The organism is Streptomyces sp. NBC_00876 (genome assembly GCF_045207435.1).
Taxonomy (GTDB): Bacteria; Actinomycetota; Actinomycetes; order Streptomycetales; family Streptomycetaceae; genus Streptomyces.
This window is the reverse complement of the sequence record NZ_CP108800.1, coordinates 5322892-5336621: the sequence shown is the minus strand read 5'-3', so window position 1 is coordinate 5336621 and position 13730 is coordinate 5322892. Positions and strand designations below refer to the sequence as shown.

Here is a 13730-nt window from a genome sequence, read left to right as displayed (position 1 = left end):
TCGCGGTCCGGGTGCAGAGCGGTCGTCCGTCGCCGGGCCGGGTGCCCCCGCCTACGGCTCGGGCTCGCGGTCCGGGTGCAGAGCGGTCGTCCGTCGCCGGGCCGGGTGCCCCCGCCTACGGCTCGCCGGGGGCTCAGCCCTCGGCGTTCGGGACCTCGCCGCTCTGCTCCTTCTCGTGCCAGGCGTGGAACGACCGTCCCCATTCACGGCGCATGCCGTCGGGGCCGCCCGGCCTCTGCCATTCGTAGAGCTGTCCGGCGAGCAGTGCGTAGTCGAGCGGGAACTGCTCGCGGCGCAGCAGTAGGACGATGTCCCGCAGACGCTGCGCGAGAGTCGGCAGGTCCGGTGCCGTCCCGACTCTGACCAGCCGCTTGCGCAACGGCTCGTCGATCTCTCCCGGCTTCAGCATGTTCATCATGCGGCGTACGGCGGCGCCTACCCCGCGAGGCTTCCCGCGGCTGTTCCGCTGGTGCATCCCTGCTTCACGTCGGGACTGCTGGTGCAGCGCCCACAGGGTGAGAGCCGTGTGAAGCGCGTCTTCCGCTCGGACGAGTTCCCTCTCAGTCAGATCACGGGCGCCCTCACACGGTTCGTGCAGCGGTGAGATGTCGACGAGGCTCCAGAGGTCGGGAAGGCTTCCCGCGTCCTGGCCGGCACCCCGGCGGAGTCTGGCGAGAGCCGCCACGGCGCTCGGCTCGCCGGCCAAGTAGCCCCGTTGGAATGCGGAGATGCGTTCACCGGCGAGCCTTTCGACGCGCAGGCGGGGCGTGGGCGGAGCGGTCGTTGTCGTCATGCGTGCCCCTTCGTGGCGGTCTCGGCGGCTGCCGGAGCGCTGCCCGCGTCCGACGACTGACCGGAAAGGCGAGGGTGGCCCAGGCACTTGTCCAGGCGGTAGCGGAACCACTTGTCGGCAAGGCTGGAGTTGAGCCACTCCGTGCCGTTCTTTTCCACGACGGTCCGGCCCTGCCAGGCGATGTCCCCGGCCTGGTCGATGAGCCGGTCGCCGAGGCGGCCCACGGTCCGGCGCACTCGTTGCTGCCATTCGGCCCGCAGTTCGTACGGGTCTCCGCTGCCGTCGAGGGAGGCGAGCCAGGCCCGGTAGTGGGTGCCGAGCACGGCAAATCCGGAATCGCGAGCCACGGCCCGGGGTCCTTCGCTCTCGGTTCCGGCGGCGCGGGCGATGTTCGTGGCAAGGTCACCGAGAACGTTGACGGCCTCGTCGGCGTCGGTGACAGCGCTGATCGCCTGCTGGGCGAACTCACGCTTTCCCTGGTGGAGCAGGACCACCGACATGGACACGTGGTCGTCGATGACCTCGTCGATGACCGACTGCTGTGTCCCGTACTGGGCGCCGATGATCCGGCCCCTGACCAGGAATCCCTGCTCCAGCTCATCGTCCGTCACCAGCCGGGAAATCCATTCGAAGATTCCGGGCGGCAGATGGGGCGCGGCTTCCGCACCCTGCACCGCTTCGCTCCGGTCGGCGATGAGGGAGGCGATCCCCCTCCATGCGGCGCGGGTGGGGTCGTGCTCGCGGGGCATGTAGACGATCGGCTCGCCGTGTTTCTTCTCCTGGGCCTTGCTGCGTCGCCAGGCGGTCATCGGCTCACAGCCGTGCTTGTTGCGGGCGGTGAGGGAATCTCCGTAGCCGAGAACCACGCCGTGCACGCCGTCGCCGTCCGCGTGCAGGAGAAGACGTCGGGACTGCCAGGTGTAGAGGTCGCGTACGCCCGTGGGCCGGCGCGTCGGCCCCGCGCCCGGCCCGCACGGCTCGCGCCGCCAGGCGGGGCGGTCGTCGCCGCCCTCCCACTCGCTCAGTCCTGGAGTGTCCGACGGCGCCACCAGGTTGAGCAGCAGCGTCTCCCGCAGGGTGTGCCCCTCCGCGAAGACACCTCCGAGGTTGCCGGCCCAGCCGACCCCGAGCGGGTAGACCCGACCGCCCTTGACTCGGTCGTCGCCCTCGACGCCGGTCTTGATGCCGGAGGTGTCGTACGCGTGCGCGTGGACGACCCAGCGCGCGGCCTCCGCGTACGTGAGCCGCTCGGCGGCCGGCATCCGTGAACTGAAGAATGGAGCCCCATTGGGGACATCGGCCACGATGCGGTTGAGGGAGAAGACCTCCCCCTTCGCCGTGCACAGCCCGGCGACCTGGAAGAACGGCGTACGGTCATCGAAGAGGCCGAACCGGTCGCGGTGTTCATCGAGGTAGGCCCCCACCGGCGCGAAGCAGTCGGCATCGGCCCACAGCTCCGCCCAGTGTTCGACGTCCCGCGGTCCGTCGAGGGCGTCGTGCGCCACAGCGAGCAGGAGCCGCACCAGTGCGAACTCCTGCGTGGGTAAGTCCCCGACAATCCGCCGCAGGCTGTCTGCCTGCTCGAATACCTGCCGCACGGACAGCTCGTCCTGACCGCCGTCCTGTCGCAGCACCGGGATCCAGGGCTGCGTGGTGAGGTCGAACGACAGCGCGCGTGCTGCCTTTTCATCTGCTTCAGACACGGGTCACCTCAAGACCGTCGCTCTCGCTGTAGCTCAGAGAAAAGCCTGCCAGGTGGGTCTGACAATGCTCGTCGAGAGCGAGAATCAGCTGGCCGGAGAGCCAGGGACTCTCCTTCACCTGCCAGGCCGGAACGTAGAACTCCTCCAGTTCGGCGATGGCACGGTCCATGACGTCGGCGTACGAGAACTGGATCGGCAGCCGAAGCCCACAACTCGCCGCCGCCCGCGCAGTCCGCCGGGGCGGCGGCTGATCCCTGGGAAGGTCCAGCCCAGCAAGCGGGTTGCCACGACGGTCGGGCGCCAGCCACGGAACCGTCGTCAGCGAACCATCCGCACGCTGCTGCACCACGACGACCTCCAGGCTCTCCCTGCTGTCGCGGACCTGAGCCCGCCCGGCACGGGTGTCATCCGCGTCGCCCGCCCCGGCCGCAACCCACCCGAACAGTGGCCTGCCCGCCGCTCCCGCCTCCCCCAGCCGGAACACCGCCGCGCGCTCCGCCTGGTCGGCGCGATGCCGCTCGTACCGTTCACGGGCCTCGGCCATGGCATCCGCCCAGCCCTCCGGCCCTGCCGAACCGTCCGCGTACGCGTCCTGGACGAGTGGGCTGATGTCGTCAGGCAGCCGTACGGGACGAGTTCCGCCTTGCTCGAAGTGGGGCCGGAGCGCGGCGGCCGACCGCAGGAGCGCGTACGCGCCGTACACGGCTACCGATCCCCGCACGGGGACGGGAACTTCGTCCTCCCAGTCGACGCCGGTGACCAGGCAGCGTGCGCGGCGCAGCCGCTCGGGGCGGTCCTGCTGGGCTTCACCGCGCTCATGCCTGTGGAGGCGCCCCATGCGCTGGAGCAGGAGGTCGACCGGACAGAGATCGGTGACGAGCAGATCGAAATCGACATCGAGGGACTGCTCGGCCACCTGGCTGGCCACGACGATATGCGGACCCGCCGGACGGCCTTGTGCCTTGCCGGGAGGACCGAAGCGCTTCAGGAGATCCGCGTCCTTCGCCGCCCGGTCGACATCGATGAAGCACGAGTGCGCGACCGTCACATGCTCGTCGCCGAACTTGTCCCTGAGTGCCTTCGCGGTCTCCAGCACCCGTTTGACGGTGTTGCGTACGACGAGTGCGCAGCCGCCGCCGGCCAGCTCCTGGGCGAGCCGTCCGACGAGAAGGCCGATGCTGTCGTCGATCCGTTCGAGGACGACGTCAGTGCCACGGCCGGATGCCTCGGGCTGCCGCATGACCGGTGGTTGGCCATGGCCTGCGGCGGTCAGCAGCGGGTAGGCGGTGGACTCGCCCACCGCCTCGACGGCCGCGACAGCGTCGGCGGCTCCTGCCCCCTTTCCGGCGTAGGCCTCGACCAGCTGACGTCTTCTGCCTGCGGGCAGGGTCGCCGACAGCACCACCACAGGCACCCGGTAGGCGCCGAGCCATGCCAGCACTCGGTCGAGATAGACGCTCATGTACGTGTCGTAGGCATGCGCCTCGTCGATGACGACGACCTTGCCCGCGACGGCGAGATGGCGCATCGCCAGGTGACGGCTCTTGAGGCCGGCGAAGAGCAGTTGGTCGATGGTTCCCGCGACGAACGACGAAAGCATCGCCTTCTTGCGTCCGCGCAGCCAGGCGTGCGCGACGAGCTCGGCGGGAGCGGCGTGCGTCGTGGCGCTGGGACGCCAGTGTGGTGCGTCCGATGCGTCGACGTCGACGTCGATGGCCACGATCCGCTGGCCGCTGTCGCGCATCAGCTCGGCGAAGTCCTCGTTCAGTGCGGACTTCGAGTGGGCGAGCAGCACGGAGTGCTCAGCGCCCTGGGTGGAAGGGAGCCGCCTGATCCAGTCCAGAAGACGGGGAAACATGGCGTTGCCGGTAGCCATGGTGGGCAGCGCGAAGAACACGCCGCCGGCTCCGGAGCGGGCGGCGAAGATCTCGGCAACCGCGAGAGCGGCCTCGGTCTTTCCCTCCCCCATCGGTGCCTCGATCACCATCAGCCCCGGCTCACCCATGGAGCGAGCCAGTCCGACGGCAGCCTCCTGCACAGGCCGCGCCTTCGCCCCCTCCGGGAGGCCGAAGCGAGAGGCGATGAGCTGCTGGGCGTCCTCCGCGGGCTCGTCCGGGGACCACGGTGCGGGAAGGTCCAGCCCGCGCCAGGCGGCAGCCACGCGCTCCTCGCTGCTGCGGGAGGCGTCCTGCGGAAAGTACGGGAAGAGGTCGGCGTTGCTGGCAATCCAGTCGGCGACGATCACGAGCGAGGTGAGCAGCACCTGCACGGTCTGCGGCAGCCGTAGCGGACCCCACGCGTCCAGCCGGTCCCGTACGCCGTACTCGTCAGCACACGCATCGAGGAGTTCGTCCTGCACCCGCCGCCAGACGGACCGGCTCGGCCCCGGTGTGCGGAGCAGGTGGCCATGCTTGTACAGCGCGGCGATCTGCCTGTGCTCAGGCGGCACCCCGTGGTGCCCGCCGACGACGACCGTGAACTGGCCGGCCTGCTTCGCCTTCCAGCCGTGCCGCTCCTGCAACCATTCCCCCAGCACGACCTGACCGGCCAGCCCGTGCGGCGCGAGCCTGCGGTCCGGCCCGATGGCTTTGGCCGAGCGCATGTCCAACCCCTGGTCACGCATGCGCTCCGCGAGCGGATCGACCTGGCAGGCAAAGGCAGGCGTAGCCTTCCCGATGTCGTGCACCCCCGCCAGCCACACGGCGACCCGCCGCCCGTCCAGCTGCCCTTCGGGCAGCGCCGAGCCGATCAACTCCCGTATGTTCGCGGGTAACCACATGTCCCAGAGCAGCCCGGCGACTGCGGCACTGTCCTCCATATGGCGCCACAACGGCAGCCACCCCTCGGAGTCCCTGTCGTGCTTCGCCCACACCGAGAGCGCCGGGCCGGCGAGTCCGGCCCTGAGGCCGGAAAGGCCGTTTCGCTCAGTCGTCATGCCAGATGGATACAGGTAACTCGTGGGAGTTTGAGGTGGGTTCTCGCGAATTCACCCACGGCCCTGAGACGATGATGTACGGTTTTTCGCTTTACAGTGCCGAGAATTGTTGTCCACTTTGGAGTACTTGACCGCTATGCCGGACTCTGTGAAAGTGGCAGAAAACTACGCCGCCGCCCCATAAACCCGCAGGTCGCGCAGCCTGCTCCCCGCACCCGCGGGGATGGTCCCGTGCCGGAGCGGGGCCCAGTCCGGGCCGGTCTCTGCTCCCCGCACCCGCGGGGATGGTCCCATTCCCAGCTGGACGAAAGAGGCGCTTGGGCGCTGCTCCCCGCACCCGCGGGGATGGTCCCGACTGGGACAGCACGCGCCCCTTCACGGAGGACTGCTCCCCGCACCCGCGGGGATGGTCCCCGGTGCCCCGACTGCAGGCGCGGGTACACCTGCTGCTCCCCGCACCCGCGGGGATGGTCCCCCCCCCGATCACGTCGTAGGCGTCGCTGGGGTACTGCTCCCCGCACCCGCGGGGATGGTCCCACGCCCCCGCACCGAGGAGAAGCGCCCGTGGACTGCTCCCCGCACCCGCGGGGATGGTCCCAAGTCGTCCGCGGTTCCTACTGGTACAGCGCACTGCTCCCCGCACCCGCGGGGATGGTCCCTGGACGGCGTCCTCGCGACGCCGACCACGGAGCTGCTCCCCGCACCCGCGGGGATGGTCCCGGGTTCGTGGGAGCCCCGAACGCGCTGGTCTTCTGCTCCCCGCACCCGCGGGGATGGTCCCAAGGCGGAGGCGCGCGGAGACCAACTGGCTGCCTGCTCCCCGCACCCGCGGGGATGGTCCCTCACCGGACTCACCACGGGAGCTGACCTGCAGCTGCTCCCCGCACCCGCGGGGATGGTCCCCACCCGAGAACGGTCGGCCCGGACAGCACGGTCTGCTCCCCGCACCCGCGGGGATGGTCCCCACCCGAGAACGGTCGGCCCGGACAGCACGGTCTGCTCCCCGCACCCGCGGGGATGGTCCCCCGTAGTAGGTGGCCTGCCTGGTGATGCCGTGCTGCTCCCCGCACCCGCGGGGATGGTCCCGGCTGGACCCCGGCCGACTTGTTCGCCGCCCACTGCTCCCCGCACCCGCGGGGATGGTCCCTGGGTGCCGCGGCCGGTGAACGGGTCCCACAGCTGCTCCCCGCACCCGCGGGGATGGTCCCAACGGCCACACCGCCAGGCCGTGGGCACCGCACTGCTCCCCGCACCCGCGGGGATGGTCCCACCTGTAGCTCAGTGAAGAGTTCCCCCAAGGACTGCTCCCCGCACCCGCGGGGATGGTCCCGGGTCGCCGCTGCGGCGGGCGAACACGGGCCGCTGCTCCCCGCACCCGCGGGGATGGTCCCCAACGGAGCGGCCCGGTCTGCCCGTTGTACTCCTGCTCCCCGCACCCGCGGGGATGGCCCCTTCCGGGCCGTCGTCGCCCAAATCTTCGGCGTCTGCTCCCCGCACCCGCGGGGATGGTCCCTGGGGGCGCATGCCGCCGGTCTCGGCCATTTCCTGCTCCCCGCACCCGCGGGGATGGTCCCTCCGACACGGACATGGGTTGGGACGGGAACGGCTGCTCCCCGCACCCGCGGGGATGGTCCCATCACGTGATGTTCCTCGGGCAACATCACGTGCTGCTCCCCGCACCCGTGGGGATGGTCCCAGCGGCACCATCAGCACGCCGTACGCGACGATCTGCTCCCTGCACCCGCGGGGATGGTCCCGCGGCGGCTGGTGTCATCCACGCCGCGCAGAACTGCTCCCCGCACCCGCGGGGATGGTCCCCGGTCGGGGTCCAGGTGGTGGGCAAGCGTCGTCTGCTCCCCGCACCCGCGGGGATGGTCCCGCGGCCGAGGTCATTCTCTGCGCCCTCGTCGAACTGCTCCCCGCACCCGCGGGGATGGTCCCTGGAGATGGGGATCGGCCGGGACCCGATCCGGCTGCTCCCCGCACCCGCGGGGATGGTCCCTCCACCTGGACGGTGGCCGACCTCGTGCACCACTGCTCCCCGCACCCGCGGGGCTGGTCCCCGCTCGCCGTGGCCTGAGCGTTGCGCGAGGCGCTGCACCCCGCACCCGCAGGGGTGGTCCTCTGCCGTGGCTTCAAAACCCGGTTTTGAACCGCTTCTCCCCCGCACCTGCGGGGACATCCACAAACGATGATCCGCCAGGACCCGTGACACACCCACATCCCCACTACTGGGCCAGACATGGGTGCGCAATGAGCGGGCACACGTGCCACTTGAGTGGCGCCCGCCTCTCACCGCGCGTCCGGCATCCCGCCCGCCTCCGCCTCTGCCCACACCGTCTTTCCGGGCCCCACCCGGTCGATCACGCCCCAGCGGGCGGCGATGGTCTCCACGATGAGGAGGCCTCGGCCTCCGTCGGCGTCCGTGTCGGGCTGCATCACCACCGAAGGGGCCGGGCGGGCCTGGTGGGTGTCGGATACCTCAACCCGTACAACAGCGCCTTCATACGGGAAGATCAGCCGCAGCTCGAAGTCGCGCCCCGGTACACGCCCGTGCAGGACCGAGTTCGCCGCGAGCTCCGCGACCAGGAGGGCCACGGTGTCGGAAAGCGGGGTGCCGTACGGGATTCCCCACGTATCGAGCTTCCACACGGCCAGGCGTCGCGCCAGGGTCGCACCGCGGCGGGTGGCGGAGAACCTCTGGGCGAACACACGCACAGTGATGGACGGTTGTGCTTGTAGAGCTGTCATGCGCTCAGCGTTCCGTCTCAGTCACCGCTCCCAGTAGGCACGACACCCATACACATTCACTTGTATGGGTTGACCCTCTGGACTGGGTTGGTAACCCTCCGTGATTCTGGGTGGGTAATCGATGCGCGAAAGACAGGGCGGCGATGACGGCGGACCACGACAGCACCGCGCGCCATGGCGGATCCGAACTCTGCGACAGCCTCAAGACGTTCGGGGCGGTCATGAAAGCGCTCCGCGAAGCGGCCGGCCTCACCCAGGAAGAGTTCGCACCACAGGTGCGGTATTCGTCGGCCTACATCGCCAAGATCGAGCAGGGCAAGCGTTTCCCGCCCGAGAACCTCTCGGACCGGGCGGCGGAAGCCCTCGGGCCGGTCGCAGGCAGGGTCCTCGATGCCGCGGCGCGGAGCCTTCGGAGGAAGGCGGGTCTGGCGTCCTGGTTTCTGCAGTGGGCGGGGATCGAGGAGGAGGCGATCACGCTGTACGCATACGAATGCCGGGGCATTCCGGGGTTGTTGCAGACCGAGGGCTACATCCGGGCCGTCTTCGACCGGCGCCTCCCTCCACTCGCGGAGGAGCAGTTCGAGCAACAGGTCGCCGCACGCCTGGGACGACAAGAACTCCTGCCCGGCCGCCCCAACACCTCGTTCTCGTTCCTCATCGAACAAGCCGTCCTTGAGCGGCAATTGGGAGGAACCGAGGTCACTTCCGCGCTCATCGACAACCTGCTGACGCAGGGTGCTCGCCGGAATGTGGAGATCCTCGTCATGCCCCTGAAGCAGCCGGATCACTCAGGCATCGACGGGCAGATGTACCTCGCGGAGAGCCCGTCGAACCGCTGGTTCGGCTACGTCGAAGGCCACGACAGCAGCACCCTCCTCACCGACCCGAAAGTAGTCAGTGCCATGCTCCAGCGCTATGGCAAGATGCGCTCACAGGCGCTGAGCCACGAGGCCACCGTGGGCCTGCTGAAGCAGATGCTAGGAGCGCTATGAGTACCGAACTGGCCTGGTTCAAGAGCAGTTACAGCGGGAGCGGCGGCGACAACTGCATCGAGGTCGCCCTGCACGCGGAAGCCGTCCACGTCCGCGACTCCAAGGACACCGCCCGCCGCCCGTTCACCGTCTCAACCGCCGCCTGGTCTGACTTCACGGCGTACACCTCCTCCCCCATCCCCGCTTCCTGACCCGCCTCAATCCGGCAGCAGGTTCCCCCGTCGCGACAGCAGGAACTTCTTGAACGCCGCCACCGGTGGGGTGTCCGGGTGGCCGTCCAGCCAGGCCACGCCGATCTCCCGAGCGGCCCGCGGTGCCGTCACCGTCAGTTCCACCACCCCGGGGCGGGCCACCGCCGGGGGCGGGAGCAGCGCGACGCCCAGGCCGGCCGCGACCAGGCCGCGCAGGGTTTCGGCCTCCTCGCCCTCGAAGGCGACGCGCGGGACGAAGCCCGCCTCCGTGCAGAGGTCGTCCGTGATGCGGCGCAGACCGTAGCCGGGTTCCAGGGTGACGAAGGTTTCGTCGGCGGCCTCCGCCAGGCGGATGCGGCGGCGGGTGGCCAGGCGGTGGTCCTCGGGGACGACCAGGCGCAGCAGCTGTTCGTCCAGGCGCCGGGCGACCAGGTCGGGGGCGTCCGGGACGGGTGAGGTGAGGCAGAGGTCGAGGCCGCCGGCGCGGAGGCGTTCGATCATGGCCTCGCCGTAGTTCTGGACGAGCTGGAAGCGGACCCGGGGGTGGTCGACGCGGAAGGCGCGGATCAGGGCGGGGACGGTCTCCGAGCCCATGGTGTGCAGGAAGCCGAAGGCGACCTTGCCGGAGGTGGCGTCCGCGTCGGCGCGTACCGAGTCGGCGGCCTTCTCCACCTCCGCCAGTGCCCGTTCCGCGGAGCCGAGGAAGGTGCGGCCGGCGGGGGTGAGGGAGACGGTGCGGCCCTTGCGGGCGAACAGGGCGACGCCCAGGTCCTGTTCCAGTCTGACCATGGCGCGCGAGAGCGTGGACTGGGGGACGCCGAGCTCGTGCGCGGCTCGGGTGACGTGCTCGTGGCGGGCGACCGCCTCGAAGTAGGCGAGGCGCGGCGCGAGCACCGCGCGGATGTCTTCTTCGTAACTGCTTGGTGACAGCCGAGGCTGTGAGCTGCGTTGATGCGCCATGGGATTGATTATCGCGTGTTTGTGCATTGGACGCATGAAAGGTGACGGGCCTACGTTCGTGGCATGCCTCCTGCCAGTACCGGGGCGTCCACCCTTGCCGTGGCCGCCTCGACCCAGTCGTCCCCCGTCGCCGCAACCGTTCCCGCCGGAGCCGCCACCGCAGACCGGCTCGAGCCCGGACGTCCCGGCTATCGCCGGATGAGCTTCGCGCTCTTCGCCGCCGGTGTCGCGACCTTCGCACTCCTCTACTCCACCCAGGCCCTGCTGCCCGCCGTCTCCGCGTCCTTCGGCGCCACGGCCGGGCAGGCGAGCTGGACGGTGTCCGCCGCGACGGGTGCGCTGGCGCTGTGTGTGCTGCCGATGAGTGCGCTGTCGGAGCGGTTCGGGCGGCGGCAGATGATGACCGCCTCACTGGCGGTGGCCGTGGTCGTCGGGCTGTTCGTGCCGTTCGCGCCCTCGCTCGGCTGGCTGATCGCGCTGCGCGCCGTCCAGGGCGCCGCGCTCGCCGGTCTGCCCGCCTCCGCGATGGCGTACCTGGCGGAGGAGGTCCGGCCGAAGGCGCTCGTCGCGGCGATCGGGCTGTTCGTGGCGGGCAACAGCATCGGCGGGATGAGCGGCCGTATCCTCACCGGCTGGGTCGCCCAGGCGTGGGGCTGGCGGGCGGCGCTCGGCGCGGTCGGGCTGCTCGCCGTGGCCTGCGCGGTCGTCTTCCACTTCATGATCCCCCGGGCCCGGCACTTCACCCCCGGTTCGCTGAACCCCAAGGCCCTTGCGAAGACCGTCGGCGGTCACCTCGCCGATCCGCTGCTGCGCCGGCTGTACGCGATCGGCGCGCTGTTCATGACCGTGTTCGGCGCGGTCTACACGGTGATCGGCTACCGGCTCGTCGAGGCGCCGTTCAACCTCCCCCAGGGTGTCGTCGGTTCCATCTTCCTGGTCTATCTGGTCGGTACGGTCTCCTCCGCGGCGGCCGGGAAGCTCGTCGCCCGGCTGGGACGCCGAGGGGCGCTCTACCTCGCCGTCTCCACCACGGCCGCCGGTCTGCTGCTGTCGCTGGCCGACCAGCTGGCCGCCGTACTCCTCGGCCTGGTCCTGATCACGGCCGGCTTCTTCGCCGGGCACGCGGTCGCCTCGTCCTCCGTGAGCCGTACGGCGACCAAGGGCCGCGCCCAGGCGTCGGCGCTCTACCAGTCGGCGTACTACCTGGGCTCCAGCGTGGGCGGCACGCTCGGCGCGGTGGCTTTCCACACCGGTGGCTGGGCGGGCACGGTGGCCCTGGGGCTGCTCGCGGTGCTCGGTGTCGTCTCGATCACGCTGTACGGATCGCGCGCGGCCCGCGCCGAGCGGCTGCGGCCGAGCACGGTGGTCTCCGTACAGAGCTGAGACGTTGCCCTGCGGAACCGGCCGTACAGAGCACAGCGACGGCGCACTCCAGAACCGGCCGTACGGCACAGCCACGGCGCCCTCCGGAACCGAGCCGTACAGAACTGAGACATTCGGCGCACAACCATCCACTCCCCGACGCGCGTCTAGCAGGCGGAAGCACCGCACTGTGCGCGAAGGGGAGTTGGGGTTCACATGAGAGTCACGGGGAACATGCGGAGCGTACGGAAGCGGCGCGGGCTCGCCCTGGCCGTCGCGGGCCTGACCGCGATACCGGCGTTCGTGCTCGGCACCGGCGGCACCGCCCAGGCGGCGTCCTGCACGGCGTCCAAGGGCCCGTACCAGAAGCAGGCCGAGAAGTACCTGCACCTGAAGGTGGACGGCAAGCAGTCGGCCGCCGACTGCAAGGCGATCCGCTCGTTCCAGAGCACCTACGGGGTCACGCCCACCCTCGGTTACGCGGGGCCGGTCACCTGGCGCACCATGCAGACGCTGACCGCGCAGAAGGCTGCGGGCAAGACCCCGAACAAGGCCAAGAAGTGCCCCACCAACAAGGGGCGCATCGCATGCGTCGACCTGACCCGGCAGATCACCTGGATCCAGGACGGCAGCAAGCTGAAGTTCGGGCCGGTGCCGGTGCGGACCGGGCGGGACGGGTACGAGACCCGGACCGGGGCCAAGAAGATCTACTGGAAGCACAAGAACCACGTCTCGTCGATCTACCACGTATCGATGCCGTACTCCCAGTTCTTCGACGGCGGGCAGGCCTTCCACGCGGTGGGCGTGAAGATGTGGAACCCGCCGGGGTCGCACGGTTGCGTCAACATGCGCACCGCCGACGCGAAGTCATACTGGAATCTGTTGAAGAACGGCGACGACGTGTACGTGTACGGGCGCAAGCTCGGAACGTGACCGCTTTCTGCTCTTCCCGCCCCCGTTGTCAGTGGCCTGCGGTAGCTTCCGAAGTGCTGAAGTGAGCGGTGTCACAACGCAACAGGGGTGAGCGAAAGCGATGAGTGATCTGACGGCGACGGCGACCGATATCGACAGCCGTCTGGAGGGACACCGGGTCGAGCTGACCGGCTACTGCTACCGGATGCTCGGCTCGGCCTTCGAGGCGGAGGACGCGGTCCAGGACACGCTGGTGCGGGCCTGGCGCAGCTTCGACAAGTTCGAGGGGCGTTCCTCGCTGCGGTCCTGGCTGTACCGCATCGCGACCAACGTCTGCCTCGACATGCTGAACGCGGGCAACAAGCGGGCCAGGCCGGTCGATCTGTCCGGTCCGACCCCGCTCGCGCAGGCCGCGCTCAATCCCCTGCCGGAGAACACCTGGCTGGAGCCGATGCCGGACGGGCGGATTCTTCCGTCGGTCGCGGACCCGGCCGAGGCGGCCGTCGCGCGCGAGTCGGTGCGGCTCGCGTTCGTCGCCGCGCTCCAGCATCTGCCGCCGAAGCAGCGGGCGGTGCTGATCCTGCGCGAGGTGCTGGCGTGGAAGGCGGCCGAGGTCGCCGAGCTGCTCGACACCTCGGTCGCCTCGGTCAACAGCGCCCTTCAGCGCGCACGGGCCACGCTCACCGACCACCAGGACTCTTCCGCTCCCGGCGACGCGGCCGACCCACTCGACGAGGAGCAGCGCAAGCTGCTGGAGCGGTATGTGGCGGCGTTCGAGGGCTACGACATGAAGGCGCTCACCGCGCTCCTCCATGAGGACGCCGTGATGACCATGCCGCCGTTCGACCTCTGGCTGCAGGGGCACGACGACATCGCGGGCTTCATGACGTCCATCGGCGCGTCCTGCGAGGGCTCCCGCCTGATCGCCACCTCGGCGAACGGCACCCCGGCGTTCGCGCATTACAAGCCGAATCCGGACGGGCCCGGGTTCGTGCCGTGGGCGGTGCAGGTCATCGACATCTCGGACGGTGCGATCACCGGCATGCACTGCTTCCTGGACACCCCGCGCTGGTTCCCCCTGTTCGGGCTGCCCGATCATCTGGACGCCGATGCCGCGTGAGACCGCGGCTG

Annotated in this window: 10 protein-coding genes and 1 CRISPR repeat array; of the genes, 5 read left to right on the top strand and 5 right to left on the bottom strand. The window is 70.1% G+C overall.

The genetic code is table 11. From position 1 onward, the window contains the following. Nucleotides 1-133 precede the first annotated feature (133 nt). The 4 genes from casB to OG782_RS23535 all read right to left on the bottom strand — a co-directional run bounded on the left by casB (nt 134) and on the right by OG782_RS23535 (nt 8143). Nucleotides 134-793 (bottom strand): type I-E CRISPR-associated protein Cse2/CasB, encoded by a 660-nt coding sequence (gene casB, locus OG782_RS23550; RefSeq protein WP_406454017.1) that lies wholly within the window; start codon nt 791-793, stop codon nt 134-136. Beyond that, on the bottom strand, nt 790-2496 hold the full coding sequence (gene casA, locus OG782_RS23545; protein WP_406454015.1) for a type I-E CRISPR-associated protein Cse1/CasA: 1707 nt from the start codon (nt 2494-2496) through the stop codon (nt 790-792). The genes casB and casA overlap by 4 nt, the downstream gene beginning before the upstream one ends. Next, the gene (gene cas3, locus OG782_RS23540; RefSeq protein ID WP_406454013.1) at nt 2489-5431 is read right to left on the bottom strand and encodes a CRISPR-associated helicase Cas3'; all 2943 of its coding nucleotides are present in this window, start codon (nt 5429-5431) and stop codon (nt 2489-2491) included. Before cas3 ends, casA begins: the two co-directional genes overlap by 8 nt. Nucleotides 5432-5633: 202 nt before the next feature. After that, a CRISPR array of direct repeats spans nt 5634-7555; the repeat unit is 29 nt; unit sequence CTGCTCCCCGCACCCGCGGGGATGGTCCC. A 168-nt stretch (nt 7556-7723) separates the two neighbouring features. Continuing rightward, nucleotides 7724-8143: an ATP-binding protein gene (locus OG782_RS23535; protein WP_406454012.1), complete on the bottom strand. Its 420-nt coding sequence runs from the start codon at nt 8141-8143 to the stop codon at nt 7724-7726. A gap of 182 nt (nt 8144-8325) precedes the next feature. Here OG782_RS23535 and OG782_RS23530 point away from each other — a divergent pair, with 182 nt between their 5' ends. Together OG782_RS23530 and OG782_RS23525 are read left to right on the top strand one after the other, a co-directional pair. After that, the gene (locus tag OG782_RS23530) at nt 8326-9174 is read left to right on the top strand and encodes a Scr1 family TA system antitoxin-like transcriptional regulator (protein WP_406454010.1); all 849 of its coding nucleotides are present in this window, start codon (nt 8326-8328) and stop codon (nt 9172-9174) included. Then, nucleotides 9171-9365: a DUF397 domain-containing protein gene (locus OG782_RS23525; RefSeq protein WP_406454008.1), complete on the top strand. Its 195-nt coding sequence runs from the start codon at nt 9171-9173 to the stop codon at nt 9363-9365. The genes OG782_RS23530 and OG782_RS23525 overlap by 4 nt, the downstream gene beginning before the upstream one ends. Nucleotides 9366-9371: 6 nt before the next feature. Here OG782_RS23525 and OG782_RS23520 read toward each other — a convergent pair whose 3' ends face one another. Next, on the bottom strand, nt 9372-10325 hold the full coding sequence (locus OG782_RS23520; RefSeq protein WP_406454006.1) for a LysR family transcriptional regulator: 954 nt from the start codon (nt 10323-10325) through the stop codon (nt 9372-9374). 63 nt (nt 10326-10388) lie between these two features. On the opposite strand from OG782_RS23520, the gene OG782_RS23515 reads away from it, so the two are divergent. The 3 genes from OG782_RS23515 (at nt 10389) to OG782_RS23505 (ending at nt 13719) form a co-directional block, all read left to right on the top strand. Continuing rightward, the gene (locus tag OG782_RS23515) at nt 10389-11708 is read left to right on the top strand and encodes an MFS transporter (RefSeq protein ID WP_406454004.1); all 1320 of its coding nucleotides are present in this window, start codon (nt 10389-10391) and stop codon (nt 11706-11708) included. A 195-nt stretch (nt 11709-11903) separates the two neighbouring features. Beyond that, nucleotides 11904-12620, top strand: coding sequence for a L,D-transpeptidase family protein (locus OG782_RS23510; protein WP_406454002.1), 717 nt, complete (start codon nt 11904-11906; stop codon nt 12618-12620). A 100-nt stretch (nt 12621-12720) separates the two neighbouring features. Next, nucleotides 12721-13719, top strand: coding sequence for a sigma-70 family RNA polymerase sigma factor (locus OG782_RS23505; protein ID WP_406454000.1), 999 nt, complete (start codon nt 12721-12723; stop codon nt 13717-13719). Nucleotides 13720-13730 lie beyond the last annotated feature (11 nt).

Bases quoted from the DNA above. Each gene is read 5' to 3' on its own strand.
- OG782_RS23525 (WP_406454008.1), top strand. From the start codon at position 9,171: ATGAGTACCGAACTGGCCTGGTTCAAGAGCAGTTACAGCGGGAGCGGC.
- OG782_RS23510 (WP_406454002.1), top strand. From the start codon at position 11,904: ATGAGAGTCACGGGGAACATGCGGAGCGTACGGAAGCGGCGCGGGCTC.
- cas3 (WP_406454013.1), bottom strand. From the start codon at position 5,431: ATGACGACTGAGCGAAACGGCCTTTCCGGCCTCAGGGCCGGACTCGCC.
- OG782_RS23520 (WP_406454006.1), bottom strand. From the start codon at position 10,325: ATGGCGCATCAACGCAGCTCACAGCCTCGGCTGTCACCAAGCAGTTAC.
- OG782_RS23515 (WP_406454004.1), top strand. From the start codon at position 10,389: ATGCCTCCTGCCAGTACCGGGGCGTCCACCCTTGCCGTGGCCGCCTCG.
- OG782_RS23530 (WP_406454010.1), top strand. From the start codon at position 8,326: ATGACGGCGGACCACGACAGCACCGCGCGCCATGGCGGATCCGAACTC.
- OG782_RS23505 (WP_406454000.1), top strand. From the start codon at position 12,721: ATGAGTGATCTGACGGCGACGGCGACCGATATCGACAGCCGTCTGGAG.
- casB (WP_406454017.1), bottom strand. From the start codon at position 793: ATGACGACAACGACCGCTCCGCCCACGCCCCGCCTGCGCGTCGAAAGG.